The 26,166-nt window shown below is 58.7% G+C and carries 22 protein-coding genes; 14 read left to right on the forward strand and 8 right to left on the reverse strand.

Annotated features, from left to right (window positions below):
• Positions 1-80 precede the first annotated feature (80 nt).
• Both WH298_RS16000 and speB read right to left on the reverse strand, forming a co-directional pair.
• Complete coding sequence (locus tag WH298_RS16000; RefSeq protein ID WP_180823305.1) at positions 81-1,166, reverse strand: iron-containing alcohol dehydrogenase family protein; 1,086 nt, start codon at positions 1,164-1,166, stop codon at positions 81-83.
• Positions 1,166-2,122, reverse strand: a complete 957-nt coding sequence (gene speB, locus WH298_RS16005; protein WP_422616032.1) for an agmatinase — start codon at positions 2,120-2,122, stop codon at positions 1,166-1,168. Before speB ends, WH298_RS16000 begins: the two co-directional genes overlap by 1 nt.
• A gap of 124 nt (positions 2,123-2,246) precedes the next feature.
• Between speB and WH298_RS16010 the strand changes: the two genes are divergently transcribed.
• Genes WH298_RS16010 through ybiB form a run of 3 tightly spaced genes read left to right on the forward strand, consistent with a single transcriptional unit; the run spans position 2,247 to position 6,363 of the window.
• Positions 2,247-3,143 (forward strand): LysR substrate-binding domain-containing protein, encoded by an 897-nt coding sequence (locus WH298_RS16010; RefSeq protein WP_180823307.1) that lies wholly within the window; start codon positions 2,247-2,249, stop codon positions 3,141-3,143.
• A gap of 54 nt (positions 3,144-3,197) precedes the next feature.
• On the forward strand, positions 3,198-5,342 hold the full coding sequence (gene dinG, locus WH298_RS16015) for an ATP-dependent DNA helicase DinG (protein WP_180823730.1): 2,145 nt from the start codon (positions 3,198-3,200) through the stop codon (positions 5,340-5,342).
• A gap of 52 nt (positions 5,343-5,394) precedes the next feature.
• Complete coding sequence (gene ybiB, locus WH298_RS16020; protein ID WP_180823308.1) at positions 5,395-6,363, forward strand: DNA-binding protein YbiB; 969 nt, start codon at positions 5,395-5,397, stop codon at positions 6,361-6,363.
• Between the two features lie 163 nt (positions 6,364-6,526).
• Here the strand turns inward: ybiB and WH298_RS16025 are convergent, their stop codons facing one another.
• Positions 6,527-7,684: a M20 aminoacylase family protein gene (locus tag WH298_RS16025; protein WP_180823309.1), complete on the reverse strand. Its 1,158-nt coding sequence runs from the start codon at positions 7,682-7,684 to the stop codon at positions 6,527-6,529.
• A 327-nt stretch (positions 7,685-8,011) separates the two neighbouring features.
• Here WH298_RS16025 and WH298_RS16030 point away from each other — a divergent pair, with 327 nt between their 5' ends.
• Positions 8,012-9,175 carry an IS481 family transposase gene (locus tag WH298_RS16030; RefSeq protein WP_422616033.1) on the forward strand — a complete coding sequence of 388 codons (1,164 nt, stop codon included), beginning with the start codon at positions 8,012-8,014 and terminating at the stop codon, positions 9,173-9,175.
• A 138-nt stretch (positions 9,176-9,313) separates the two neighbouring features.
• Positions 9,314-10,525, forward strand: coding sequence for an IS256 family transposase (locus WH298_RS16035; RefSeq protein WP_180823311.1), 1,212 nt, complete (start codon positions 9,314-9,316; stop codon positions 10,523-10,525).
• Positions 10,526-10,573: 48 nt separating this feature from the next.
• Here the strand turns inward: WH298_RS16035 and hutU are convergent, their stop codons facing one another.
• Both hutU and hutH read right to left on the reverse strand, forming a co-directional pair.
• Positions 10,574-12,259, reverse strand: coding sequence for a urocanate hydratase (gene hutU, locus WH298_RS16040; protein WP_180823312.1), 1,686 nt, complete (start codon positions 12,257-12,259; stop codon positions 10,574-10,576).
• Positions 12,260-12,269: 10 nt separating this feature from the next.
• Entirely contained in the window at positions 12,270-13,823 is a 1,554-nt protein-coding gene (gene hutH / locus WH298_RS16045) for a histidine ammonia-lyase (RefSeq protein ID WP_180823313.1), read from the reverse strand.
• A 319-nt stretch (positions 13,824-14,142) separates the two neighbouring features.
• Here hutH and hutC point away from each other — a divergent pair, with 319 nt between their 5' ends.
• Positions 14,143-14,898, forward strand: coding sequence for a histidine utilization repressor (gene hutC, locus WH298_RS16050; protein ID WP_007887779.1), 756 nt, complete (start codon positions 14,143-14,145; stop codon positions 14,896-14,898).
• 194 nt (positions 14,899-15,092) lie between these two features.
• Here the strand turns inward: hutC and WH298_RS16055 are convergent, their stop codons facing one another.
• On the reverse strand, positions 15,093-15,632 hold the full coding sequence (locus WH298_RS16055; protein ID WP_180823314.1) for a HutD/Ves family protein: 540 nt from the start codon (positions 15,630-15,632) through the stop codon (positions 15,093-15,095).
• The gene (locus tag WH298_RS16060; RefSeq protein WP_180823315.1) at positions 15,629-16,984 is read right to left on the reverse strand and encodes a formimidoylglutamate deiminase; all 1,356 of its coding nucleotides are present in this window, start codon (positions 16,982-16,984) and stop codon (positions 15,629-15,631) included. Before WH298_RS16060 ends, WH298_RS16055 begins: the two co-directional genes overlap by 4 nt.
• A gap of 85 nt (positions 16,985-17,069) precedes the next feature.
• Here WH298_RS16060 and hutI point away from each other — a divergent pair, with 85 nt between their 5' ends.
• The 8 genes from hutI to WH298_RS16100 all read left to right on the forward strand — a co-directional run bounded on the left by hutI (position 17,070) and on the right by WH298_RS16100 (position 25,278).
• On the forward strand, positions 17,070-18,287 hold the full coding sequence (hutI, locus tag WH298_RS16065) for an imidazolonepropionase (protein ID WP_180823316.1): 1,218 nt from the start codon (positions 17,070-17,072) through the stop codon (positions 18,285-18,287).
• Positions 18,284-19,075, forward strand: a complete 792-nt coding sequence (gene hutG, locus WH298_RS16070) for an N-formylglutamate deformylase (protein ID WP_180823317.1) — start codon at positions 18,284-18,286, stop codon at positions 19,073-19,075. Before hutI ends, hutG begins: the two co-directional genes overlap by 4 nt.
• 299 nt (positions 19,076-19,374) lie before the next feature.
• Entirely contained in the window at positions 19,375-20,358 is a 984-nt protein-coding gene (locus WH298_RS16075) for an IS110 family RNA-guided transposase (RefSeq protein ID WP_180822033.1), read from the forward strand.
• A gap of 316 nt (positions 20,359-20,674) precedes the next feature.
• Entirely contained in the window at positions 20,675-21,526 is an 852-nt protein-coding gene (locus WH298_RS16080) for a transporter substrate-binding domain-containing protein (protein WP_007887773.1), read from the forward strand.
• A 12-nt stretch (positions 21,527-21,538) separates the two neighbouring features.
• Positions 21,539-22,258: an ABC transporter permease gene (locus WH298_RS16085; protein WP_036620519.1), complete on the forward strand. Its 720-nt coding sequence runs from the start codon at positions 21,539-21,541 to the stop codon at positions 22,256-22,258.
• Positions 22,259-22,269: 11 nt separating this feature from the next.
• The gene (locus tag WH298_RS16090; RefSeq protein ID WP_007887768.1) at positions 22,270-22,998 is read left to right on the forward strand and encodes an ABC transporter permease; all 729 of its coding nucleotides are present in this window, start codon (positions 22,270-22,272) and stop codon (positions 22,996-22,998) included.
• Between the two features lies 1 nt (position 22,999).
• Positions 23,000-23,794 (forward strand): ABC transporter ATP-binding protein, encoded by a 795-nt coding sequence (locus WH298_RS16095; protein WP_049850971.1) that lies wholly within the window; start codon positions 23,000-23,002, stop codon positions 23,792-23,794.
• On the forward strand, positions 23,791-25,278 hold the full coding sequence (locus WH298_RS16100; RefSeq protein WP_180823318.1) for an HAL/PAL/TAL family ammonia-lyase: 1,488 nt from the start codon (positions 23,791-23,793) through the stop codon (positions 25,276-25,278). Before WH298_RS16095 ends, WH298_RS16100 begins: the two co-directional genes overlap by 4 nt.
• A gap of 108 nt (positions 25,279-25,386) precedes the next feature.
• Here the strand turns inward: WH298_RS16100 and WH298_RS16105 are convergent, their stop codons facing one another.
• On the reverse strand, positions 25,387-26,019 hold the full coding sequence (locus tag WH298_RS16105) for a flavin reductase family protein (RefSeq protein ID WP_007887758.1): 633 nt from the start codon (positions 26,017-26,019) through the stop codon (positions 25,387-25,389).
• Positions 26,020-26,166 lie beyond the last annotated feature (147 nt).

Consider the following 26,166-nt stretch of genomic DNA (forward strand, 5'->3'; position numbering starts at 1 on the left):
CCTCCCCCATTTATGAGGGAGGACCGAGGAGGGGGACAGCGAGCACATTCAAACCACAGCGAGCACATTCAAACCATAAACTAAACCCTGCCCGCCAACCCCTCAACCCGCTCAATCGCCGCCAGTAAACGTGCTTCTGTCACCGTTTCGCCCATATTCGCCATATCCGGCGCGTGTACCGATTCGCGCACAATCAGCGCCAGCTCACTCGCCGCTAAATCGGCAATTTCGCGCAGCGTCAGCGGTACGCCGCAGTCGCGCGCCAGGCGCATCTCATCCAGCACTTCCTCATCCGTGCGGTTCTCCAGCGCCAGCAAGCACAGGTTGCCGAAGCCGACCAGCAAGCCGTGGCCAAACTCGCGGGTTTTATCACAGAAGGTAAAGCCTTCATAAATCGCATGTGAAGCCGCAGCATGCGCGCCGTTGCTCATCAGTGAGGTCAATCCGGCCCAGGTAAAAATCGCATCGAGCACCTGATCGAGCGACGCGCTGCTCTCACCGCGCAGCACCGCGGCATAGGCTGCCGGGCCGTGTTCGGCAATCACGTCATAACAGATCCGGCTATGCGCCAGCGAAGAACGCGCATTGCCTTCGCGCGCGGGATGACGGGCGCTGACTGCGCGGAACTCGTACCACTTGGCCAGCGTATCGCCCAAGCCTGCCGCCAGCCAGCGCGCGGGCGCGTTGGCCAGCAGCTCACTATCAATAATCACCGCCGCTGGAGCCTGCGGCAGCGGGAAGATATCGAAGAAATTGCCGTTGTCGTCATAGCGAATACTCAGCGGCGTCACCGCCGAACAGGTGGCGGCGATGGTCGGCAGCGTCACTACCGGCAAGCCGAGCTGGGCGCCGACCGCTTTCACCGTATCCAGCGATTTACCGCCGCCAACGCCAATCAGCACCTCGGCGTGCAACTCGCTGGCGATGGCGGCCAGACGATTGATGTGCGTGATTGAGGTTTCGCCGCCAAACCACTCTTGCGCCAGCAGCGTGACGTTAGCGGCCAGCAGCTGCGCACGCACCTGGCTTTCCACGGCCTGCAACGCCTGATGGCCACCAATGAGCAGCGCACGCTGGCCGAGTCCGGCACAAATCGCGCCCAGTTGATTGATCACCCCAGCACCGCGTAGCACGCGCGCCGGGAACACCAGATTCTGTTGTGTCATCACTTGTTCTCTGTGTAACGGACGCCGGGCAACACGCACAGCATCTCATAAAGGATATTGGCCGCCAGCTGTGAGGTCATGCCGCTGATGTCATACGGCGGCGACACTTCCACCAGATCGCCGCCCACCAGGTTCAGCCCACGGCAGCCGCGCACGATCTCCAGCCCCTGCATCGAGGTCAAACCGCCCACTTCCGGCGTACCGGTACCGGGCGCCCATGCGGGATCGAAGCTGTCGATGTCGTAAGAGAGATACACCGGGCCGTCGCCGATACGCGCGCGCACCTCGGCCATCAGCGGCGTCATCGAGTGATACCAGCACTGCTCGGCAGGCACCAGATGGAAGCCCTGATCAACGCCCCATTGAAAATCGTCGGCGGCGTAACCTTGTGCGCGTTGGCCAATCTGCACCACGCGCTGACAGTCAAGCAGCCCTTCCTCCACCGCGCGGCGGAAGGTGGTGCCGTGCGCGATCTTCTCGCCAAACATCTCATCGTTGGTATCGGTATGCGCATCAATATGAATCAGGCCCATCGGCCCATGCTTCTTCGCCAGCGCGCGCAAAATTGGCAGCGTCAGCGTGTGATCGCCACCGAGCGTTAAGGGGATAATCGGCCAGTTATTCAGCTCGGTATAATAGCTTTCAATGATATCGACCGATTTCAACAGGCTGTAGGTGTTGATCGGCACATCCCCGAGATCGCCAACGCGCAACGAATCAAACGGCGCCGCGCCGGTGGCCATGTTGTAAGGGCGAATCATCACCGAATCGGCGCGAATGGCACGCGGCCCGTAGCGTGTGCCGCTGCGCTGCGAGGTGCCGATATCCAGTGGGATGCCAACAAAAGCCACATCTAAATCAGCCGGGGATTCCGCGGCGGGCAGACGCATCATGGTGCCGCGTCCGGCGAAACGAGGCATTTCATTACCGCCTTGCGGCTGAGGGAAATCGGTCATCATGGGCTCCTGCGGCTAAGTGAAGCCCATCATTACCCGGTTGGCTGACGGGAAAAATCCTTGACAGCAGATAATCACTTCAGAGATTACTTAACTTTAGTCAGCAATCACTGAAGGAAAATCGGTGCAGACGCTTCCCAATCTTAAACTGCTGCAGGTGTTTGCCAGCGTGGTGGAAAATCAGGGCTATTCACGCGCGCAGCAGGCGCTGAACATGACCACGCCCGCCATCAGCGCCTACATGAGCGAGCTGGAAAGCCAGCTCGGTTTTATCCTGTGCCAGCGCGGGCGCGGCGGCTTTACGCTCACCAGCAAAGGCGAGCAGTTTTATCGTTACAGCCAGGAGATGCTGGCGACGCTGGCGGGCTGGCAGGAGCAGGTGGAAACGCTGAAAAGCGCGCAGGGCGGGACGTTCTCGCTGGGCGTGGTGGATGCCACCGTCACCGACAGCACGCTGGATCTCCCCGCCGCCATTGCCCGCTTCAACCAGCGCTTTCCGGCGGTGTTTTTTAACCTGAGCGTGCGCGATCCCAATGAGCTGCAGCAGCAATTGCTGGAGGATCGGCTCGATTTGGCGATTGGCCACTTTCCGCTGCGTGCCAGCAATCTGGTGACCATCCCGCTGTATGAGGAGCAGCACTGGCTCTATTGCAGCCCGGAACATCCGCTGGCTGAGGGCCATCCAGATGTGCTTACCGTGCAGCAAACCGGCATGGTGACGCGACGTTACTGGAATCAACAGGAGCTGAACAAGCGCGGTTTCCGCCAGAGCAACGCGTCGGTAGAGAGTATCGAAGCGCAGCTGACGCTGATTCTCTCCGGCCGTTTTATCGGTTATCTGCCCGAACACTACGCGCGCAGCGGAGAACAGCAGGGCGCGCTGTGCCGCCTGCTGCCGCACCATTTCCACTTCCGCGCACCCTTCTCCTTTGCTTTTCGCCGCGGGCGCGCGCGTGAAACGCTGATCCGCGCGATGCGTGAAATTCTGAATCCAGCGCGAAAAAATAGCAGCGAAAGCTGACGCTGCGCCAATACTGTGTAAAAATACAGGCCAATTCAGCAAACAGTAATGAATATGGCCCTGACAGCAGCGATAAAAAGCCAGATTGCGCAATGGTATAAGGCGCTGCAGCAGCAGGTTCCTGACTTTATCCCGCGCGCGCCGCAGCGCCAGATGATTGCCGAAGTGGCGAAAAGTCTGGCCGGTGACGAAGGGCGCCATCTGGCGATTGAAGCGCCAACCGGCGTAGGAAAAACCCTCTCTTATCTGATTCCCGGCATTGCGGTGAGCCGCGCCGAGGAAAAACGGCTGGTGATCAGCACCGCCAATGTGGCGTTGCAGGATCAGATCTTCACGAAGGATCTGCCGCTGCTGAAGAAAATTATCCCCGATCTCACCTTTACCGCGGCCTTTGGCCGAGGACGCTATGTCTGCCCGCGTAACCTTGCGGCGCTGGCGGCCACCGAGGATCAGCAGGGCGATTTATTGCTCTATCTCGATGAAGAGGCGGTGAGCGGTTCCAAAGAGGAGCAGAAATTCTGCGCCAAACTGGAGAAACAACTCAGCAGCTACCGCTGGGATGGTTTGCGCGATCACACCGATGTCACCATCGACGATAGCCTGTGGAAGCGCCTCTCAACCGACAAAGCCAACTGCCTTGGCCATCACTGTCGCTGGTATCGCGAATGCCCGTTCTTTGTTGCGCGCCGCGAAATTGAGCAGGCGGATGTGGTGGTGGCGAACCATGCCTTGGTGATGGCGGCGATGGAGAATGAATCGGTGCTACCGCCGGCAAAAAACCTGATGCTGGTGCTGGATGAAGGTCATCATTTGCCAGAAGTGGCACGCGATGCGCTGGAGATGAGTGCGGAAATCACGCCGGGCTGGAGCAGTTTGCAGCTCGATCTGTTCGTGCGGCTGGTAGAAACCATCATGGCGCAGTTTCGGCCAAAATCGCCGCCGCCGCTCACCAATCCGGAACGCCTCAAAGGCCACTGCGATGAAATGCGCGAGCTGCTGCAAATTCTCTGCGACGCCCTCAATCCGCTGCTGCCGGGCAACAATCAACCGGGTGAATTCCGTTTTGTGCTGGGCGAACTGCCAGAAGAGTTGATCAGCCTCTGCGCGCGGCTGTTTAAGCTCAGCGATGCGCTGCGCGGCTTGAGTGAAGGATTGCTCAACGAGCTCGGCGATCAAACCGGTAAAGCCGACATTATGCGGCTGCATAAAGCCATCATTCAGCTCAATCGCCATTTCGGCTGGTTCGAATCGATCAGCAAACTGTGGCGGCTGGCGGCGATGGAGAAAGCCTCGAATGCACCGGTATCGAAATGGATTACGCGTGAAATTCGTGAAGGGCAGGCGCACCTGCTGTTCCACTGCGCGGGCATTCGCGTTAGCGATCAGCTGGAAAAAATCCTGTGGCGCAAAATCCCACACGTGGTGGTGACCTCCGCGACGCTGCGATCGCTGAACAGCTTTAACCGATTGCAGGAGATGTCTGGCCTGAGCGAAAAAGCGGGCGATCGTTTTGTGGCGCTGGATTCGCCGTTTAACCATATCGAACAGGGCAAGCTGGTTATCCCGCAGATGCAGTTTGAGCCGCTGATGGCGCAGGAAGCGGAACACATCGCTGAGATGGCGCGCTTTTTCCGCCAGCAAATTGCCGAAGAGCAGCACAAAGGCGTGCTGGTGCTGTTCGCCAGCGGGCGTGCGATGCAGCAGTTTGTCAGCCACGTTACCGATCTGCGCCTGTCGATGCTGGTGCAGGGCGATCAACCGCGTTCGCGGCTGGTGGCGCTGCATCGGGAACGCGTCGAAGCCGGCAAAACCAGTATTTTAGTTGGGCTGCAATCGTTCGCCGAAGGGCTGGATTTGAAGGGCGATCTGCTGTCGCAGGTACATATCCATAAAATCGCTTTTCCGCCGGTGGACAGTCCGGTAATTTTGACCGAGGGCGAATGGCTGAAGAGCCTGAAACGTTATCCTTTCGAGGTGCAGAGCTTGCCGAGCGCCTCCTTTACTCTGATTCAGCAGGTAGGACGTTTGATTCGCAGCCACAGCTGCTTTGGCGAAATCGTGATTTACGATCGCCGCCTGCTCAACAAAGCCTACGGCAGCCGACTGCTGGCCGCATTACCGGTGTTCCCGATTGAGCAACCGCCGATGCCGGAAGCCAGCGGTGAAAAAGCAAAAAAACGCCGCAGTAAGAAAACCTAATTATCAATGTTGGCAGCCGCATGGCGGCGCGCCCTGGAAGCGGGAATGCCTGATGGAACTGAACAAAATCATTAAAGAGATTGGGCGCGGTAAAAATCACGCGCGCGATATCGATTTCGACACCGCGCAGGCGTTGTACCGCGCGATGCTGGCGGGTGAAGTGCCGGAGCTGGAGCTGGGTGGCATCCTGATTGCGTTGCGTATCAAAGGCGAAGGCGAAGAGGAGATGCGTGGTTTTTATCACGCCATGCAGCAGCAGATGATGCAGCTGCAGGCACCTGCTAACCGCCCGATGCCGATTGTTATCCCCAGCTACAACGGCGCACGACGCCAGGGCAATCTGACGCCGCTGCTGGCGCTGCTGCTGGTGAAACTCGGCTTCCCGGTGCTGCTGCACGGCGTCAGCGATGATCCGACGCGCATCACCTCCGAAGCGGTGCTGGCGGCGCTGGACATCGCGCCGGTAACGTCTGCTGAACAGGCGCAGGCGAAGCTGGATAACGGCGAGCTGGCGTTTATCACCATCGACAACCTCTGTGCGCCGATGGCGAAACAGCTGTCGCTGCGCTGGCGCATGGGCGTGCGCAACAGCGCGCATACGCTGGCGAAGCTGGCCACGCCGTTTGCTGAGCGTGCGGCACTGCGCCTGGCCAGCGTGTCGCATCCGGAATATGTGCCGCGCGTGGGCAAATTCTTCCAGGATATTGATGCTCCGGCGATTCTGTTGAATGGCACGGAAGGTGAGGTGTACGCCAATCCGCAGCGCTGTCCGGCTATCAATTACATGCGCGGCGCGGGTAGCGAAGCGGAAGTGTGGGTTGAGCGCCAGCCGGAAGTGAGCGTGGAACTGCCGGAAAGCAAAAGCGCAGCGGATACCGCCGCGTGGATCAAGCAGGTGTTAGCCGGTGAACGCGCGGTGCCGCAGGCGCTGCGATTGCAGCTGGCATGCTGTTTGGTGGCGACCGGTGAATCGGCCAACCTGGCGGATGCGGAAGCGCGTTTGCAATTGGCAGAGATTTAAAGATTAAAGCCATTGAATTAAGCGCCTTACTTATAGCATGCACAATCTGTAGCGGCGCGATTAATCGCGCTTTTCAATGGCGGTAATGTGCCCATCCAGATAATGCGCAATAAATTGCGCCGCTACGGTACGCGCAAACATCCGCCATGCATGGCGACCGCGATCAGGCTTTCGCCAGCACGCTCTCCACTAACTGCTGCCAGAAGGTAATGCCGATTGGCAGCAGCTCATCGTTAAAGTCGTAGTTGGCGTTATGCAGCGGTGCGGAAGGTGTCGCGCCATCGGCACCTAACCAGAAATAGGCGCCGGGACAGGCTTCCAGCATGCAGGCAAAATCTTCGGATGCCATGGAAGGGTTAACCTGCCAGTTGACCTGCGCTTCACCGAGCAGATCGACACCGACCGCGCGCACCTGTTCTGCCTGCTCGGCATGGTTGGCGGTGACCGGATAACCGGGATACCAGTGAATCTCGCCGCTGACGCCAAATGGGCGCGGCAAGGTAGTGACAAAATCCTCAATCAGACCGCGCACGCGATTACGTACGTCGGTCTGCAAACATCGCACCGTGCCGCGTAACACGATCTGCTCAGGAATGACGTTAATCGCTTCGCCGCCGTGAATCTGTGTCACGCTCACCACGGCGGAGGCCAGCGGCGACAGGCGACGTGAAGGAATGGTTTGCAGCGCCAGAATCAGTTCCGCCGCCACAACCATCGGATCGGCACCGCTTTCCGGCATCGCCGCATGACAGCTTTTACCGTGCAGGGTAATTTCAAACGAATCGAGTGACGCCATCATCGCGTCCGGATTTACCGCCAGCGTTCCTACCGGCATCCCCGGCCAGTTGTGCATGGCGTAAACCGCATCCATCGGGAAGCGCTGGAACAGACCTTCTTCCACCATCTTGCGTGCGCCACCGAGGTTCTCCTCAGCGGGCTGGAAGATAAAGTGGAGTGTGCCGCTGAAGTTTCGCGTGGCGGCGAGCTGACAGGCTGCGGCCAGCAGAATGGCGGTGTGGCCATCGTGACCGCAGGCGTGCATGACGCCGGTTTTCTGTGACTTCCACTGCGGAGTGCCTTTTTCGGTAATCGGCAACGCGTCCATATCGGCACGCAGGCCAATAATCGGACCGGGACCGTTTTCTAATGTGCCAATGACGCCAGTGCCCGCCAGGCCACGAAACACCTGTAATCCGGCATCAGCCAGAACGTTAGCGACTAGCTCGCTGGTTTGCTGCTCCTGGTAACCCAGCTCAGGATGTTGATGTAACTGACGACGCCAGTGCAGGGCGTTTTCCAGCAGGACAGCAGGCAGGCTCATAAGGTAAGGCTCTCCATCAGCAGCAGTGGCTGCAAAATAATGTATTTACTGTAGTGGCAAGCGCATGGCGGCGTCTATCGTGGAGCGTAAGAATTTGGCTATAGGGTATAGCGGAATGGAATAAAGCATTGGCTCGATCGGCCCCTTCTCCCGCGAGCGGGAGAAGGCTGGGATGAGGGGAATGCTGCACAATGTTGAAAGGTGCGCGCTGTCCCTCACCCTAACCCTCTCCCGCAGGTGTTCAGTCCGGGGAGATCGTGAACACTTGTTCGGGGACATGGTAGACACTTACAACTAAGGCATAAGAACCCGTTTATGGAGTCGCTTATGCCCTGGGATGCGAGAGATACCATGTCATTACGTACTGAGTTTGTTCTGCTCGCCTCGCAAGACGGGGCGAACATCCGCGAGCTGTGCCGCCGCTACGGCATTTCTCCCGCCACCGCCTATAAGTGGCTTCGCCGCTGGGCTGAGGAAGGGCCGTCCGGTCTTCAGGACCGCTCACGCACGCCCCGTCATTCCCCCGGCAGGTCGCCCGACGACATCACTGACCTGCTGCGTATGGCGCATGAGCTTCATCAGCGCTGGGGAGCACGCAAGATTAAGCGCTGGCTCGAAGAACGCGGACACCGCATGCCCGCCTTCAGCACCGTCCATAACCTGATGGCCCGCCACGGCCTGCTGCCGGGACTGGCTCCGGGTATCCCGGTCACGGGGCGCTTTGAACACGCGGCCCCGAACCAGCTCTGGCAGATGGATTTTAAGGGCCACTTTCCCTTTGGCGGCGGCCGCTGCCATCCGCTTACCCTGCTGGACGACCATTCCCGGTTCTCGCTGTGCCTTGTGCACTGCGCTGACGAACGGCGCGAGACGGTACAGGAGCAGCTGGTCAGCGTCTTTGAGCGCTACGGCCTGCCGGACCGGATGACGATGGATAACGGCTCACCGTGGGGCGACACGACCGGGACCTGGACGGCAGTGGAGCTGTGGCTGATGCGGCAGGGTATCCGGGTGGGCCACTCCCGGCCTTACCATCCGCAGACGCAGGGCAAGCTGGAGCGCTTTCACCGCAGTCTGAAGGCGGAAGTGTTGCAGGGAAAGTGGTTCGCGGATAGCGGAGAGCTGCAGCGCGCCTTCGACCACTGGCGGGCAGTCTACAACCTTGAACGCCCGCATGAGGCGCTGGATATGGCGGTGCCGGCGTCGCGCTATCAGCCATCATCGCGGCAGTACAGCGCCCGCGCAACGTCACCGGAATACGACGAGGGCGTGATGGTCAGGAAGGTGGATATCAGCGGGAAGCTGAGCGTAAAAGGCGTCAGCCTGAAGGCAGGCAAGGCGTTCAGGGGAGAGCGGGTTGGGCTGAAGGAGGCGCGGGAAGACGGTTACTACGAAGTGTGGTGGTACAGCACAAAGGTGGGGGTGATCGACCTGAAGAATAAGTCGATCACCATGGGTAAGAATGTTAAAAAGTGTTCACCATGTCCCTGAACACCCGTTTACCATGTCCCCGGACCGTACACAGGCGGGAGAGGGGATTGATCGGCGTGCGCGGGTGAGCCTGTAATTTAAATTGTGTAATTGCCTGTTTTTGATATGTTCCCGACATCACGGAGACAGGTAATTATTATGGATGAACAAAAACTCAAAGCCCTTGCTGCCGAACTGGCAAAGGGCCTCAAAACGGAAGCTGACCTCAATCAGTTTTCACGCATGCTTACGAAGCTTACCGTCGAAGCCGCGCTCGGCGCAGAGCTCACTGAGCACCTCGGGCACGAAAAAAACCAGCCCAAAAAAGGCAGTAACGCCCGCAACGGCTACTCCGCTAAAACGCTGCTCAGCGATGATGGCAAAGTCGAAATCAACACGCCACGCGATCGCGAAGGCACCTTTGAGCCGCTACTTATCCGTAAAAACCAGACGCGCATTACCCAGATGGACCGGCAAATCCTCTCGCTCTACGCCAAAGGCATGACCACGCGGGAAATCGTTGCGACATTCAAAGAGATGTACGACGCTGACGTGTCGCCCACACTGATATCGAAGGTGACGGATGCGGTTCAGGAGCAGGTCACCGAGTGGCAGAACCGCCCGCTCGACTCGCTGTATCCTATTGTTTACCTTGACTGTATCGTAGTGAAAGTCCGTCAGGACGGCAGCGTCATAAACAAATCCGTTTTCCTGGCGCTCGGCATCAATGCCGAAGGCCACAAGGAACTGCTGGGCATGTGGATAGCGGAAAACGAGGGGGCGAAGTTCTGGCTGAGCGTGCTGACAGAGCTTAAAAATCGTGGTCTGGAAGACATTCTCATCGCCTGCGTTGATGGCCTGAAAGGCTTCCCGGACGCGATAAACAGCGTGTACCCCCAGACGCGCGTGCAGCTGTGCGTGGTGCATATGATCCGCAACAGCCTGAAATACGTCACGTGGAAAGACTACAAAGCCGTCACGCGTGATCTGAAGGCGATTTACCGCGCCCCAACGGAAGAAGGCGGCCTTGCGGCGCTGGATGCGTTCGCTAAATCCTGGGATGAACGTTATCCGCAAATCAGTAAAAGCTGGCGGGCTCACTGGGTGAACCTGAGCACGTTGTTCGCTTATCCGGAAGATATCCGCCGTGCGATTTACACGACGAACGCCATCGAATCGTTGAACAGCGTGATCAGACAGGCGATCAAAAAACGGAAGGTGTTCCCGACGGATGAGTCAGTGCGAAAGGTGATCTGGCTGGCAACGGAAGCGGCGGCGGCGGCGAAATGGACAATGCCGATCATCAACTGGCGGCTGGCGATGAGCCGCTTTATTATCGAATACGGTGACCGCCTGAGCGGCCACCTTTAAGGGTGGGCAGTTACACAGAATTATTTACAGGGTCGCGCGGGTTGGACGTTATTTCTGCATCGGCAGGTTGAGACCGTGCTCCTGCGCGCAGCTTTGCGCTAATTCGTAACCTGCATCCGCGTGACGCATTACGCCAGTGGCCGGATCGTTCCACAGCACGCGGCCCAAACGCGCATCCGCTTCTTTGCTGCCGTCACAGACAATCACCACGCCGGAGTGCTGAGAGAAGCCCATGCCGACGCCGCCGCCATGATGCAGGCTCACCCAGGTCGCGCCGCCCGCAGTGTTCAGCAAGGCATTCAGCAGCGGCCAGTCTGAAACCGCATCTGAACCATCTTTCATCGCTTCGGTTTCACGGTTCGGTGAAGCCACGGAACCGCAGTCCAGGTGATCGCGACCAATCACAATGGGCGCTTTCAGCTCGCCGTTACGCACCATTTCGTTGAACGCCAGCGCCGCTTTGTGACGCTCGCCGAGGCCCAGCCAGCAGATACGCGCCGGTAAGCCCTGGAAGGCAATACGCTCCTGCGCCATATCCAGCCAGCGATGCAGATTGTGGTGATCCGGGAACAGCTCTTTCAGTTTGGCATCGGTCTTGTAGATATCTTCGGCATCGCCCGACAGCGCTACCCAGCGGAACGGGCCTTTGCCTTCACAGAACAGCGGACGAATATAGGCGGGCACAAAGCCGGGGAAATCGAAGGCATTCTTCACGCCTTCATCCAGCGCCACCTGACGGATATTGTTACCGTAATCCACGGTCGGCACGCCCATATGATGGAAATCGAGCATCGCCTGCACATGTACCGCCATGGAGGCACGCGCGGCTTTCTCCACCGCCTTCGGATTGCTGACGCGCTCAGCTTCCCAGCGCGCCACATCCCAACCCACCGGCAGATAGCCGTTGATCGGATCGTGCGCCGAGGTCTGATCGGTGACGATATCCGGCTTCATGCCGCCCGCTTTGGCACGTTTTACTAGCTCTGGCACAATTTCAGCGGCGTTGCCCAGCAGGCCAACAGAAATAGCGCGCTTCTCTTTATTCGCCTGATCGATCAGTTTCAGCGCGTCGTCGAGCGTGTAGGCTTTATGGTCGACATAGCGGGTGCGGATACGGAAATCGATACGCGACTCCTGGCACTCAATGGCTAACACGCTGGCACCGGCCAATACGCCCGCCAGCGGTTGTGCGCCGCCCATGCCGCCCAAACCGGCGGTGAGGATCCAGCGACCGCTCAGATCGCTGTCGTAATGCTGGCGACCGGCTTCGGCGAAGGTCTCAAACGTTCCCTGCACGATGCCCTGCGCACCGATGTAGATCCACGATCCGGCCGTCATCTGGCCGTACATCATCAGGCCTTTTTTATCCAGCTCGTGGAAGTGATCCCACGTCGCCCAATGCGGTACCAGGTTGGAGTTGGCCAGCAGCACGCGCGGCGCATCGGCATGGGTACGGAACACGCCCACCGGTTTGCCAGACTGGATCAGCAGCGTCTCATCCGGCTGTAACGCACGCAGCGAACGCAGGATCTGCTCGAAGCACTCCCAGTTGCGTGCGGCTTTACCGATGCCGCCGTACACCACCAGATCTTCCGGGCGTTCCGCCACGTCAGGATCGAGGTTGTTCTGGATCATGCGGTAGGCCGCTTCAATCAACCAGTTGGCGCAGTGCAATTCATTACCGCGCGGCGCACGGATTTCACGGGCTACAGCCTGAGTCAAAGTTTCGCTCATCATCGATTCCTTAATTAACAGTCTTACGCTTACTTGGCAGCAGCGCGGTAAGGGATTCTGGCCAGGCTGAATCGCTGGCCCACAGGCGCATGGATTCAATATCCGGCGCCAGTAAACGGTCGTGATCGAGGAATGCCACGTTCGCGCGGATGCGGCGCATCTCTTGCTCTAGCGTTGGCGAGCTCTGCAGCGGGCGGTGGAAATCGATACCTTGCGCGGCGGCCATCGCTTCAATGCCTACCACGGCGGCGGTGTTAAAGCACATGCTGCCGAGGCGACGGGCGGCGTAAGTGGCCATTGAGACGTGATCTTCCTGGTTGGCCGAGGTCGGCAGGCTGTCAACGCTGCCCGGATGCGCGAGCGATTTATTCTCGGAAGCCAGCGCCGCTGCCGTCACCTGCGCAATCATAAAGCCGGAGTTAACACCGCCGTCGTTGACGAGGAACGGTGGCAGGCCAGAAAGACCGGTATCCAGCAGCAGCGCCAGACGACGCTCGGAAATGGCACCGATTTCGGCAATCGCCAGCGCCATAATGTCGGCGGCAAAGGCGACCGGCTCGGCGTGGAAGTTGCCGCCGGAGATGACATCGCCGCTGTCGCTGAACACCAGCGGGTTATCGGAAGCCGCGTTAGCTTCAATCTGCAACACGCGCGCGGCGTGCGTCAGGTTATCAAGGCAGGCGCCCATCACCTGTGGCACGCAGCGAATCGAGTAGGGATCCTGCACGCGGCCACAGTGGGTGTGCGAGCTGAGAATTTCGCTACCGGCTAATAAAGAGGAGACGGCGGCGGCGACGTTGATCTGTCCCACCTGACCGCGCGCCTCGTGAATACGCGCATCATAAGGTTTTACTGAACCTTTGATCGCTTCCAGCGATAACGCACCGGCCATCAAGCCAGCGGCGAACAGATTTTCCGCTTCGAACAGGCCGCGTAACGCCAGCGCAGTTGAGACCTGGGTGCCATTCAATAGCGCCAGGCCCTCTTTTGGCCCCAGCACGATTGGCGGTAAGCCAACGCGCGCCAACCCTTCGGTGGCGGGGATCAGTTGGCCATCCACGCGCACCTGGCCTTCGCCGATCAGCATCAGCGACATGTGCGCCAGCGGTGCCAGATCGCCGGATGCGCCGACCGATCCTTTCTCCGGAATACACGGCATCACACCGGCGTTGAACAGCGCCAGCAGGGCTTCGATCAGTTCGATGCGCACGCCGGAATGACCGCGTGCCAGGCTAATAATTTTGGTGGCCACCACCAAACGCGCGACATTGTCGGGCAGCAGATCGCCCAATCCCACGCTGTGCGACAGCACCAGATTGCGTTGCAGTTCGGCCAATCGCGCCGAGGGAATCTGCGTCTGCGCCAGCTTGCCGAAACCGGTATTGATGCCGTACACCACGTTGCCGGATGCGACGATGGCATCAACGGTTTCATGGGCACGATCGATCGCCGCACGCGCGTCATCCGCCAACGTGAGCGTAACCTTGCTTTGATAGATGGTGCGCAAGGTCGCGAGGTCCACTTCACCGGGAACGAGGCGAATTTCCTGAACCGAACCTGACATAGTCTACTCCTGTCTATACAAGTGATCTGGCATATATCGGACGCCAGTATTTTGCGATGTGGCTGTCCGATTTACCGTGGATTGCGATGAGTGAAGCATAAGTGTCTAATCTTGTCTATACAAGTAGCAAGCGCTATGCCAGATTGTTCTGGTTCTGTGAAATACCGCGCAGTGCGCTGTAGCAGACGCAACGGCGTCAAGGGTGCACCGAAACAGGGCGAAAGCTGCACCAATGCTGAGCTGTCTGCACAATTAGATGTATATACATTTACGGGCTGAGACAGTAAACTTTGGGCATTATTCATAAAAGGAACAGGAAATGGCCGAGCAAACAGCAGTAGCACAGCTGGCTGCGGCGATGGGCGATGAGCCCGCGCCAATTTACCAGCGGGTGAAGCAGGCGATCGTCAGCCAGATCCGCGAAGGTCACTGGAAAGCCAACCAGCGGGTGCCATCTGAAAGTGAGTTGGTGAACGAGTTGGGCGTGAGCCGCATGACCATCAACCGCGCGTTGCGTGAGCTGACCAGCGAGGGTTTTCTGGTGCGCATGCAGGGCGTTGGCACCTTTGTCGCGGAGATGAAGGGCTACACGGCAATGCTGGAAGTGCACAATATTGCCGATGAGATCGCTCAGCGTGGTCATCAGCACAGCTGCAAAATTTTATCGATTGGCCAGATGAAGGCCGACCCCGAGCAGGCAGCGGTGTTGGGCTTATCTACCGGCCAAACGCTGTTTCACTCGCTGATTGTGCATTACGAAAACGACTTGCCGGTGCAGCTGGAAGATCGTCTGGTCAATCCGCTGGTGGCACCGGATTATCTCAGTCAGGATTATCATCAGCTGACGCCGTACACCTATTTAATGCGCGTGGCGCCGTTGACCGCCGGTGAGCATATTGTTGAAGCGGTGCTGCCGGATCTGCGCCAGCGTAAGCATCTGGCGCTGGATGAACATGAGCCGTGTCTGCTGATTCGTCGCCAGACGTGGAGCGACAATAAGATTGTGACTTACGCGCGTTTGCTCTATCCGGGCTCGCGTTATAAGTTGCTGGGGCGTTTTCGAGGGCATGGTTAAGCGTTGCTTCCCCTCACCCTAGCCCTCTCCCGCGGGCGGGAGAGGGGACTAGCCGGTGCGGTTTGGGATAATTGAGCTGAATCGAGGTGTTCATCGCTGAATTTACTCGTTCATCGCTGGATCTACTCGTTCATCGCTCGATCGGCTCCTTCTCCCGCTGGCGGGAGAAGGTTGGGATGAGGGGAATGCGGCTCTCACTCTACCCGGCTAAGCGCCACGAACAGCAGTTGGGCATCCGGCGTTTGGGGTGCCAGCTGCGTAGGCTCATCCAGCCACCAGATCCCCTGATTCATGGCCAGCGTTTCTCCGCCTGGCATTTGCCACGAACCCGCCACCACCCACGCCACGCCGTGTTCACTGCTAACCGTTTGTTTTGCGATCGCCACCTCTGAATGCCAGCTATCGCGCCGCGTCATGATATTAAAGTCCTGACAGCTGCCGCTAATTTTGGCCTCAACTGCCCATTCACCCGGAAATGCCCACGGCTGCAGCGGCGTTAAGCGCCGTTGCGCGTGCTCACTCTCCAGCACAACGCTGTCGCCGTGTAGCAGGGTAATCACGCGGTCGATGCCGGGGAAGGGCGAAAACGGCCCGTCGGCGGAGATGGTCGCGATGCTGGCACGCCAGGCAAACTGCGCTGCGCCTGGCGGATAGCTGATGATTTCGCGCGTCTCGCCGCCGCCGTTACGCCAGCGGCTCACCGGCAGTTGCTCATAGGTAAAACGCGTTCTCATTGCAGCGCCCTCATCGCCTCGGCAAAGCGCGCCGCTGCTACTTCTTCGGCCGGATGATGGCCATGATGAATCACCTGTTTACCGGCCACAAATACGTCGCGAATCTGCTCGCGCTGCCCGCCAAACAGCCAGCGATTCAGCAGCGAAGCGCTGCTCACGCTGCCGAGAAATGCATCTTCTGCCAGCACCAACCAATCGGCACGTTTGCCCGTCCCCAGTTCGCCCGCTGCTAAACCGCACGCCTGCGCGCCACCCTGCGCGGCTTGCTGCCACAGCAGATCGCCCACCGAAGGTTGATTCGGCAATGTGATGCGGTTGCGACGGCGATCGCGTAGTCGCTGGCCGTACTCCAGCCAGCGCAGCTCCTCCAGCGCGCTAAGCGAAACATGGCTGTCGGAACCAATGCCCCAGCGGCCGCCGCGTGCAATGTACTCAACCGCCGGGAAAATGCCGTCGCCGAGGTTGGCTTCAGTGGTCGGACATAAACCGGCCACCGCGCCGCTTGCCGCCATGCGTTGAATCTCATCGTCATCCAGATGGGTAGCGTGAATCAAACACCAGCGCTGATCGACATTAAAGCGGTTGAGCAGCCAGGCCACCGGACGTTCGCCGCTCCACGTCAGGCTGTCATTCACCTCTTTTTCCTGCTCGGCAACGTGAATGTGCACCGGCACATCCTGCGGGCAGGCGGTTAACACCTCATGCATTTGCGCTTCACTCACCGCGCGCAGCGAATGGAAACAGATGCCATGATTAAGCAGCGGTTTATCCGCGCTCCAGCTCGCCACGCGCTGCTGCTGTTGCAGGTAGGCTTCAGTTTGCTGGATGAAACGGCGCTGACCGTCGCTGGCCGGCTGCGCACCAAAGCCGCTGTAGCTATACAGCACCGGCAGCAAAGTTTGGCCGATGCCTGCCGTGTCTGCCGCTGCCATTAAATGCAGCAGCATTGCATCATCGGCATACGGCTGCCCATGCGGATCGTGGTGTAGATAGTGGAATTCCGCCACCTGGCTGTAACCGCCTTTTAGCATGTCGATGTAGAGATGCGTGGCGATATCGCCAACCTGCTGCGGCGATAGCCGCTGCACCATGCGGTACATCAGATCGCGCCATGTCCAGAAGCTGTCCTGCGGATCGCCCGCCACTTCGGTTAACCCAGCCATCGCGCGCTGAAAGGCGTGCGAATGCAGATTGGCAATCGCCGGGATAACCGATCCAGCAAGGCGCGTGGCCGTACCGGGTTCGCTATCAGGCGTGAGTTCAGTGATTTGGCCGGCTGCGTTGGTGGTGATCAGCACGTGCTCATGCCAGCCGTCGGCCAGCAATGCGCGTGGGGCAAAATACGTTGTCATGGTTGATCCTGCATGGCGGAAAGTTGTATATACATATACATACTTTGATGCGCAGTGTAAATCGCCGAACGTGAAGGGGAGTGTGATGGCAGAAGCGAAGCAGATCGACAGCCTGTGGCTGGGGGCCGACATCGTTACGATGCGTGACGGACACTACAATCTGATTGCCGACGGCGCGCTAGCGGTCGATCAGGGAAAACTGATTTGGGTGGGGCCACGCAGCGATTGCCCGGCTTTCGCACCGCGTAAACAGCACGAATTTTCCGGCGGCATCATTACGCCTGGTTTAGTGGATTGCCACACGCATCTGGTGTTTGGCGGCGATCGCAGCCAGGAGTTTGAGCAGCGTTTGAATGGCGTCAGCTATGCGGAGATTGCGGCGCAGGGCGGCGGCATCCTCTCCACGGTTCGCGCCACGCGAGCTGCAACTCAGCAAGAGCTGGTGGCAAGCGCGCGTTGGCGGCTGGATCGTCTGCTGGCGGAAGGCGTGACCACGGTAGAGATCAAATCCGGTTACGGCCTCGATGAAGCCAGCGAGCTCACGATGCTGCGGGCCATCCGCGAGCTGGCGGAAACGGTGCCCGCCGATGTACAGGCCACCTGTTTAGCCGCGCACGGTTTCCCGCCGGAGTTTAAAGACAACCCGCAAGGCTGGATCGATATCATCTGCCAACGCCTGTTACCGCAGGTAAAAGCAGACGGTTTGGCGGATGCGGTGGATGCATTCTGCGAACATTTAGCCTTTTCACCGCAGCAGGTCAACGCGGTATTCGATGCCGCTAAAGCCTTAGATTTGCCGGTGAAACTGCATGCCGAGCAGCTTTCCGCGCTGGGCGGCGCGGCGCTGGCGGCGCGTTACGGTGCGCTCTCCGCCGATCATCTGGAATATGCGACTGAAGAGGATTGTAAAGCGATGGCACAGCACGGCACCGTGGCGGTGCTATTGCCGGGCGCGTTTTATCTGCTGCGCGAAACCCAGCGTCCGCCGGTCGCACTGTTCCGGCAACACGGCGTGCCGATGGCGCTGGCCAGCGATGCCAATCCGGGCACCTCACCGGCGCTATCGCTGCGCCTGATGCTGAATATGGGCTGCACGCTGTTTGGTCTGACGCCGGAAGAGGCGCTGGCTGGCGTGACGCTGTGGGGCGCTAAAGCGCTGGGCTTAGCGCAATCGCACGGTTCGCTGGAAGCGGGCAAGGTGGCGAATTTTGTTCACTGGCCGCTGGCGCGTCCGGCAGAGCTGGTTTACTGGCTGGGCGGCGAATTGCCGTGCCAGGTTATCTATCGTGGAGAAGCGCAATGACCTCTTTTCATTTCACCGCCGGCAGGATTCCGTTGCTGGTTAGCATTCCGCATGCGGGCACCCAATTAACGCCAGAAGTTGAGGCCGGATTGAGCGACGCGGCGTGCGGCCTGCCGGACACCGATTGGCATCTGCCGCTGCTGTACGATTTTGTCCGCGATTTGGGTGCCAGCGTGCTGATTGGCCACTATTCGCGCTTTGTGATTGACCTCAATCGTCCGGCGGACAATCAACCGCTCTACACCACGGCGACCACCGGTTTATATCCGGAAACGTTATTCGACGGCAGCCCAACCTTTGTCGCGGGTAAAACGCCGAGTGCTGAGGTGCGTCAGGGCTATCTGGACACCATCTGGCAGCCGTATCACCAGCAGCTGCAGCAGGAGCTGGCGCGCCTGAAGGCGCAGCACGGTTACGCGCTGCTGTTTGATGCACACTCGATCGCCTCCGTCATTCCGCGCCTGTTTGACGGGCGTTTGCCGGATCTCAACATCGGCACCAATGATGGCGCCAGCTGTTCAACGCCGGTGATTGAAGCGATTAAACAGGTTTGTACGGCACAAAACGATTACAGCTGGATCGCTAACGGACGCTTTAAAGGTGGCTATATTACGCGCGCCTACGGCCAGCCGGAGCAGGGCGTGCAGGCGGTGCAGCTGGAGCTGGCGCAGCTTAATTATATGGATGAGACGCCGCCGTTTGCCTGGCAACAGGACCGCGCTGGGCAGCTACAGAAGGTGCTAAAACCGCTGCTGCAGGCGTTTATTGAAGCGGGTAAACCCGTTTAACCCTCCGCACAAACCGTAGCGGCGCGATTTATCGCGCGTATTAATGGCGGCATTATGCCCATCCAGAAATGGCGCAATAAATTGCGCCGCTTGTATCTTGAATGTGTTGCTGGTTAGCTACCAGCAACATGAAACGGAGGCAGCTTTTTGCGCCGCTTAAGACCCGATCTTGCTTCGTAGCTTTAAGCCCTCCGTTTCTCCTTTCACGCCAGCAACTACTCTGAACGGTAACCAGAAGCTCTGACTTCGTATGTACAAGGCTAGATGGCGTGATGGTTTAAGTGAAAGGGAGATATCCGATGTTCTGTCTTGGTATTGATGTCAGCAAAAACAAACTCGACCTCTGCCTGTTCCCCGGCAACGGCAAAAAGAAAACGAAATCCATCAAAAATCAGGTCGGCGTAGAACGTGACATCTGCGACTGGCTCCAGAAGCAGAAGTGCCCGCCAGAGCAGGTGATGGTGGTGATGGAAGCGACCAGCGTCTATCACGAAAACGTCGCTTACGGGCTGCACGGGAACACGCCCGTGACGGTCTGTATCGGCAATCCGCAACGGGTCAGGGAGTTTGCCCGCGGAATGGGTATCCTGACCAAAAATGACGCGGTCGACGCCTGGGTGCTGGCCCGTTACGGCGAGCTGAAACAGCCCGATGCCTGGGTTCCGCCGCCACCGGAAGTCCGCAAGCTGAAAGACCTGCTGCGTCTGCGTGACGCCATCGTTGAAGATGTGCAGCGCGCGACGAACAGGCTCGAGAAGGCGAACTCAACCCAGACGGCGGGCGAGGTGACCGACTCGCTTGAAAGAACAAAAAAATCGCATGAAAAGGAGCTGAAGCGAATAAACGCGCTGATTGACGACCACATGGATAAGAATGATGGTCTGAAAGATGATCTTAAGCTGCTGGAGTCGATAAAAGGTATCGGCGGCGTAGTGGGAACGACCATGCTGTCGGTGCTGCGTACGTGCCAGTTCCGCAATGCGGGTCAGGTAGCGGCGTGGCTGGGCGTGGTGCCGGTCGAGAAGACGTCAGGCAGTTCGGTGAGAGGGCTGGCCCGGATGTCGAAAACCGGTCCCGCCGACGTGAGAGCGAAGCTGTATATGGCCGCGATAGTAGCGGCAAGGTGGAATCGCCCCGTAAGAGCGCTGTATGAAAGGCTGATGGCGAAGGGCAAGCCAGCCAAAGTGGCGCTGGGAGCGGTGATGCGCAAACTGGTCCATCTCTGCTTCGGTGTGCTTAAAACACGAGAGCCGTGGAACGAAAACTACGTAGCTACCGCTTGACGTTCAAGACGGTAGCTACGATTCATTACTCTGCACCACCACTATGCACATCCTGCCCCCATACGGTGCAGCATTGATCGCGCTGCGTGACAATCCCCCTGATTCTGCAGCTTTGCCATTTTGGCATAGCGCTTGCTAGGTTGTATGTACAAGTAAACACCACGCAGCGATTATGATTTTTTATACTGGCTGGCTCACAAAAAGCTTATGCCGACAATGATCTGCCGCACGCTAACTTGTATATACATGAAAGGTCATCTGCAAAAATATCACCCGCAGAGACCGAGAAACTCGATAAATAACCAGGAGAAGCCGCATGACGTACCGCGCCCCGATTCGCCGTTTTTGCCTCACGACCCTGTTTGCCAGCCTGATGATCAGCGGTGTTGCTGTACAGGCGAAAGAGTGGAAATCGATCACTATCGCTACTGAAGGCAGCTATGAACCCTGGAACCTGACGCTGCCGGGCGGCAAGTTAGGCGGCTTTGAACCTGAACTGATGGAAGATCTGTGCAAGCGCATGGGCATTCAGTGCAAGCTGGTGGTGCAGAACTGGGACGGCATGATCGCTGGCCTGAATGCCGGTAAATATGACGTGATCATGGATGCGATTGTCATCACGCCAGATCGCAAAAAAGTGGTCAACTTCACCGCGCCTTATGCTTCAACGCCCGCCACCTTTATCACCACCAAAGACAGCCCGCTGCTGCCGGCCGATCACAACATCATCAAGCTGCATGACGATGAAAAAGAGATCAACGCAGCGATTGCCCCGCTGAAAGCGGCGCTGAAGGGCAAAACCATCGGCATTGCCTCTGGCACCGTCTACACGCCGTTTATCGATAAGTACTTCAAAGGTGATGCCGACGTACGCGAATACACCTCGTCGGCGGATGCGATGCTTGATCTGCAATCGGGTCGTATCGATGCGGTATTCGATGATGTGACCTTTGCGCAATCGATGCTGGCGCGTAAAGAGAACAATAACCTGGTCTTCAGCGGCCCGCAGCTCGGCGGCCCGATCTGGGGCGAGGGCGAAGCGATGGGCGTGCGCATGGCGGATAACGATTTGAAAGCCAAGCTGGATGAGGCGATTCATGCCGCGCTGGCCGATGGCACGGTGAAAAAGCTCAGTGAGAAGTGGTTTAAAACTGACGTAACCCCGTAAGTGAGGTGAAAGATGATGAGCCTGCTGAGTTTTGGTGCTGATGGCTGGGGCCGCCTGATCCTGAGCGCCGCCTGTACCACGCTGCTGCTGTCGCTGGTGGCGCTGATGATTGGTGCGGTGGTCGGTTCCGGTGTGGCGGCGGCCAAGTTATCACCTCAGCGCTGGCTGCGCTGGTTAGGTGAAGGCTATTCGGTGGTGTTTCGCGGCATCCCGGAACTGCTGGTGATCTACCTGTTCTATTTTGGTGGATCCGGCCTGATTACGCTGGTCGGGCAGATGTTTGGCGCGGATGGCTTTATCGAAGCGCCGCCGTTCCTGATTGGTGCGCTGGCTATCGGGCTCATCTCGGGTTCGTATCAGGGTGAAGTGTATCGCGCGGCGCGTCTGGCGCTGGCCAAAGGCGAAGTCGAAGCGGCAGTGGCGATAGGCATGCCGCGTTGGCGTATCGCGCAACGCATTCTGTTGCCGCAGGTGGTGCGCTATGCGCTGCCGGGCATGTCGAATGTGTGGCAGATGAGCCTGAAAGACTCGGCGCTGGTGTCGGTCACCGGCATCGTCGAGCTGATGCGCGCCAGCCAGGTCGCCGCCGGATCTACGCGCGATTACTTCACCTTCTATCTGGTCGGCGCTGCCTGTTATCTGGTGCTGACGCTGCTGTCTAATCATGCGTTTCGCCGGGCAGAGTCGCGCCTCGGTCGTGCGTGGCAAAGTCGCACTGCGGCACAGCATTAAGGAGCAGCAGCATGATCGATTTCGCCTTTCTCTCTGACACCTTCCTCAAGCTGAGCGCCGCGCTGCCGGTGACGCTGGGCCTGTTTATCAGCGCCTTTCTCTGCGGCGGCATTCTGGCGATCGGTATTTTGTCACTGCGTATGAGCCGCTGGCGCGTGCTAAGCGGCTTTGCGCGCGGCTATATTCTGGTGTTTCGCGGTTCGCCGCTGATGATCCAGCTGTTTCTCATCTATTACGGCCTTGGCCAGTTTGGCGTGATCCGCCACAGCTTCGTCTGGCCGTTCCTGCGCGAGCCGTTCATCTGTGCGGTGCTGGCGCTGTCGCTGTGCACCGCGGCCTATACCGCCGAGATTCTGCGCGGCGCATTGCTGGCCGTGCCCGCCGGACAAGTGGAAGCCGGGCTAGCCTGCGGCATGTCGCGCTGGCTGCTGCTGCGCCGCATTATTGCGCCGATCATGTTGCGCTATGCGCTGCCGGCGTACTCCACCGAAGCGATCCTGCTGGTGAAATCCACCGCGTTAGCCAGTCTGGTGACCGTTTGGGACGTGACCGGTGTGGCGCAGCAGATCATTCAACGCACCTATCGCACCATGGAAGTCTTTATCTGCGCGGCGGCCATCTACCTGATTCTCAACTTTATTATCGTCCAGCTGTACGGGCTGTTAGAGCGCCATCTGAGTGCGCAGCATCGTGCCGCAAAAAAGCCGTTGCCCGCCGTTAAACCGCTTGCCGGAGAGTAATATGCATCACACATCACCCGTTACCTTATCCGCCACCGATATCCATAAATCTTTTGGCGCGATGGAAGTTCTGAAAGGCATTTCGCTGCAGGCACATCAAGGCGATGTCATCTCAATTCTCGGTGCCAGCGGCTCGGGCAAAAGCACCTTGCTGCGCTGCATCAACCTGCTGGAAACGCCGGATGCCGGCGTGGTGAGCGTGGGCGGTGAAACCATTGAGATGAAGCGCCACGCGCGCGGTCATCAGCTGGCGGCCAACCCAAAACAGATTGAGCGCCTGCGTTCACGGCTGGGCATGGTGTTCCAGAGCTTTAATCTGTGGTCACACATGACGGTGCTGCAAAACGTCATCGAAGGCCCGCACTACGTATTGAAACGCGACAAAAAAAGCTGCATCGCGCAGGCGGAGCAGCTGCTCGATCGCGTGGGGTTGCTGAATCGCAAAGATTTCTATCCGGCGCAGCTGTCGGGCGGCCAGCAGCAGCGCGTAGCGATTGCCCGCGCGCTGGCAATGGATCCCGAAGTCATGCTGTTCGACGAACCGACCTCGGCGCTCGATCCGGAACTGGTGGGCGAAGTGCTGAAAGTGATGCGCAGCCTGGCAGAGGAGGGGCGCACCATGCTGGTGGTGACGCACGAAATGGGCTTTGCGCGCAACGTCTCCAATCGCGTGGTGTTTATGCATCAGGGCACTATTGATTGTCAGGGTGCGCCGGAAGAGATGTTTGGCGAGCAGGGATCGCCGCGCTTTAAGCAATTTATCTCCAGCCACCACGGTGTGGAGCAGCCAGCATGACCGTGGTGTGGGGCGATAGCCCACTAACATGGCAGGAACTGGTGCAGGTGGCACGCCACAATGCGGAGCTAAGCCTGAGCGTTAGCGCCTGGCAGCGCATTGCGCAAGGTCGCGCGATTGTCGATGAGATTGTGGCCAGCGGCCAGATTGCCTATGGCATCAATACCGGCTTGGGCGCGCTGTGTAATATCACGCTGCCGGAGGAGCAGCTTAGCCAGCTATCGCGTAATACGCTGCTGAGCCATGCCTGCGGCGTGGGTCAAGTGCTGACGCGTGAACAGGCGCGCGCCATTCTGTGTGCGGCCATTGCTAATTACAGCCACGGAAAATCCGGCGTGTCGGTGGCGCTGGTGCAGCATCTGCTGGCGCTGCTTAATCAGCAGATTACGCCGCAGGTGCCCGCGCAGGGATCGGTGGGCTATCTCAGCCATATGGCGCATATCGGCCTGGCGCTGATAGGGGTTGGCGAGGTTGAGTATCAAAACCAGATGATGCCCGCTGCGCAGGCGTTAACGCTGGCGGGTTTGCAACCCTATCGTCCGGGCGCTAAAGAGGGGCTGAGCCTGGTGAACGGTACGCCGTGCATGACGGGCTTGTCCTGCCTGGCGCTGGATGATGCCGCGCGTTTGCTCGATTGGGCGGATGTCACCGGTGCGATGAGTTTTGAGGCGCTGCGTGGACAGTTGGTGGCCTTTGACGCCGAAGTGATCGCGCTGAAAGCCAGCCCGGGCATGCAGCGCAGCGGTCAGCGCTTGCGTCAACTGCTGAGCGATAGTCCGCTGCTGGCGGCCAGCGTTGGCATTCGCACCCAGGATGCACTCAGCCTGCGTTCGATGCCGCAGGTGCACGGGGCCAGCCGCGATCAGTTCGATCACGCGGCGCGCCAGATCACCATTGAACTCAATGCCTGTACCGATAATCCGCTGGTGCTCGGCACAGCGGATAGCTGGCGCGTGGTGTCGCAGGCTAATCCGCACGGTGAATCGGTGGCGATGGCGGCGGATCTGCTGGCGATTGCGATGGCGGAAGTTGGCAGCATCGCCGAGCGACGCCTCGATCGCCTGGTCAATCCCCTGGTGAGCGGTTTACCGGCGTTTCTGGTGGCACAGCCGGGCGTTAACTCCGGCATGATGATTGCGCAGTATGTGGCGGCGTCGCTGTGCGCAGAGAATCGCCAGCTGGCGCAACCGGCGGTGCTGGATAACTATGTCACCTCGGGTTTGCAGGAAGATCATCTCAGCCTTGGCACCGGTGCGGCGCTCAAGCTGCTGAAGCTGCTGGGCAATGTGTGGCAGATTCTGGCAATTGAGTATCTGCTGGCGGCGCAGGCGCTGGATTTCCACGGCGAAGATCAGCTGGCGCAAGGCACGGCGCAGGCATTACGTCGCCTGCGCACCGTGGTGGCCAACTGGCAGGAAGATCGCTGGCTGGCCCCGGAAATTGCGCGCGCGGTTGAAGTGTTGAAAAGTTATCATCCGCGCTGAAAAAGCGCACTATCCGTAGCGGCACGATTTATCGCGCCTATTAATGGCAGCGCCGTGCCCATCCACACATTGCGCAATAAATTGCGCCGCTACGAAATGTGTCAGGCATTAACTGCGGCGGGCATCCGGGCGCACCAAATCAAAGCGCAGCTCCTCGCTGATGCCGTAATAGGCCGACGGACCACCGGCACGCAGGATCGGCTGCGCTTTGGCGGTTTGGTAGATGCCATTCTCCAGCAACGCCTCATCAATATGGATGGCGACGGCTTCACCCAGCACCAGCCAGCTATCAATCGGATGGCCTTGTGCATCCTGCAGTTGAATCAGCTGCGTCAACTTACACTCAAAATTCACCGGGCTTTCTGCCACCATGCTGACATTGACGTGTGACGCTGCCAATGGCGTTAATCCCGCCAGCGCAAACTCATCCTGATCGGACGGCACTGACGCGGAGCTCTCATTCATCGCTTCGGCCAGCGGACGCGTTGCCAGGTTCCAGACAAACTCTTTGGTCTCCGAGATATTTTGCACGCTGTCTTTCCAGCCGCTGCTGGCAAAACCAATAATCGGCGGATGATAATTGAAGCAGTTAAAGAAGCTGTACGGCGCCAGATTGCGCGTGCCGCTGGCGCTCTGTGAGCTGACCCAGCCAATCGGGCGTGGACCGACGATGGCATTCAGCGGATCGTGCGGCAAACCGTGTCCAGCGCGTGGCTGATAAGAGTAACGTTGACGTGTCATTTCTGCTCCCGGTGATGATCAAAGCTTTATCTTAGCCGGTTAGCTTAGAGCGCAATAGCCAGTAGTTGCGTACAACGCACGCATTGCTTCCCGTTGTTTACGTATTCGTAATACGGCTAGTATGACCTTTTGGCTGGTTGCAGGGAG

This window comes from Pantoea nemavictus (assembly GCF_037479095.1).
Taxonomy (GTDB): Bacteria; Pseudomonadota; Gammaproteobacteria; order Enterobacterales; family Enterobacteriaceae; genus Pantoea; species Pantoea nemavictus.

Coding starts and splice junctions, on each gene's coding strand:
- dinG (WP_180823730.1), top strand. CDS start 3,198: ATGGCCCTGACAGCAGCGATAAAAAGCCAGATTGCGCAATGGTATAAG.
- WH298_RS16095 (WP_049850971.1), top strand. CDS start 23,000: ATGCATCACACATCACCCGTTACCTTATCCGCCACCGATATCCATAAA.
- hutU (WP_180823312.1), bottom strand. CDS start 12,259: ATGAGCGAAACTTTGACTCAGGCTGTAGCCCGTGAAATCCGTGCGCCG.
- WH298_RS16085 (WP_036620519.1), top strand. CDS start 21,539: ATGATGAGCCTGCTGAGTTTTGGTGCTGATGGCTGGGGCCGCCTGATC.
- hutC (WP_007887779.1), top strand. CDS start 14,143: ATGGCCGAGCAAACAGCAGTAGCACAGCTGGCTGCGGCGATGGGCGAT.
- WH298_RS16025 (WP_180823309.1), bottom strand. CDS start 7,684: ATGAGCCTGCCTGCTGTCCTGCTGGAAAACGCCCTGCACTGGCGTCGT.
- ybiB (WP_180823308.1), top strand. CDS start 5,395: ATGGAACTGAACAAAATCATTAAAGAGATTGGGCGCGGTAAAAATCAC.
- hutG (WP_180823317.1), top strand. CDS start 18,284: ATGACCTCTTTTCATTTCACCGCCGGCAGGATTCCGTTGCTGGTTAGC.
- speB (WP_422616032.1), bottom strand. CDS start 2,122: ATGACCGATTTCCCTCAGCCGCAAGGCGGTAATGAAATGCCTCGTTTC.
- WH298_RS16060 (WP_180823315.1), bottom strand. CDS start 16,984: ATGACAACGTATTTTGCCCCACGCGCATTGCTGGCCGACGGCTGGCAT.
- WH298_RS16080 (WP_007887773.1), top strand. CDS start 20,675: ATGACGTACCGCGCCCCGATTCGCCGTTTTTGCCTCACGACCCTGTTT.
- WH298_RS16105 (WP_007887758.1), bottom strand. CDS start 26,019: ATGACACGTCAACGTTACTCTTATCAGCCACGCGCTGGACACGGTTTG.
- WH298_RS16055 (WP_180823314.1), bottom strand. CDS start 15,632: ATGAGAACGCGTTTTACCTATGAGCAACTGCCGGTGAGCCGCTGGCGT.
- WH298_RS16030 (WP_422616033.1), top strand. CDS start 8,012: ATGCCCTGGGATGCGAGAGATACCATGTCATTACGTACTGAGTTTGTT.
- hutH (WP_180823313.1), bottom strand. CDS start 13,823: ATGTCAGGTTCGGTTCAGGAAATTCGCCTCGTTCCCGGTGAAGTGGAC.
- WH298_RS16100 (WP_180823318.1), top strand. CDS start 23,791: ATGACCGTGGTGTGGGGCGATAGCCCACTAACATGGCAGGAACTGGTG.
- WH298_RS16000 (WP_180823305.1), bottom strand. CDS start 1,166: ATGACACAACAGAATCTGGTGTTCCCGGCGCGCGTGCTACGCGGTGCT.
- WH298_RS16035 (WP_180823311.1), top strand. CDS start 9,314: ATGGATGAACAAAAACTCAAAGCCCTTGCTGCCGAACTGGCAAAGGGC.
- hutI (WP_180823316.1), top strand. CDS start 17,070: ATGGCAGAAGCGAAGCAGATCGACAGCCTGTGGCTGGGGGCCGACATC.
- WH298_RS16090 (WP_007887768.1), top strand. CDS start 22,270: ATGATCGATTTCGCCTTTCTCTCTGACACCTTCCTCAAGCTGAGCGCC.
- WH298_RS16075 (WP_180822033.1), top strand. CDS start 19,375: ATGTTCTGTCTTGGTATTGATGTCAGCAAAAACAAACTCGACCTCTGC.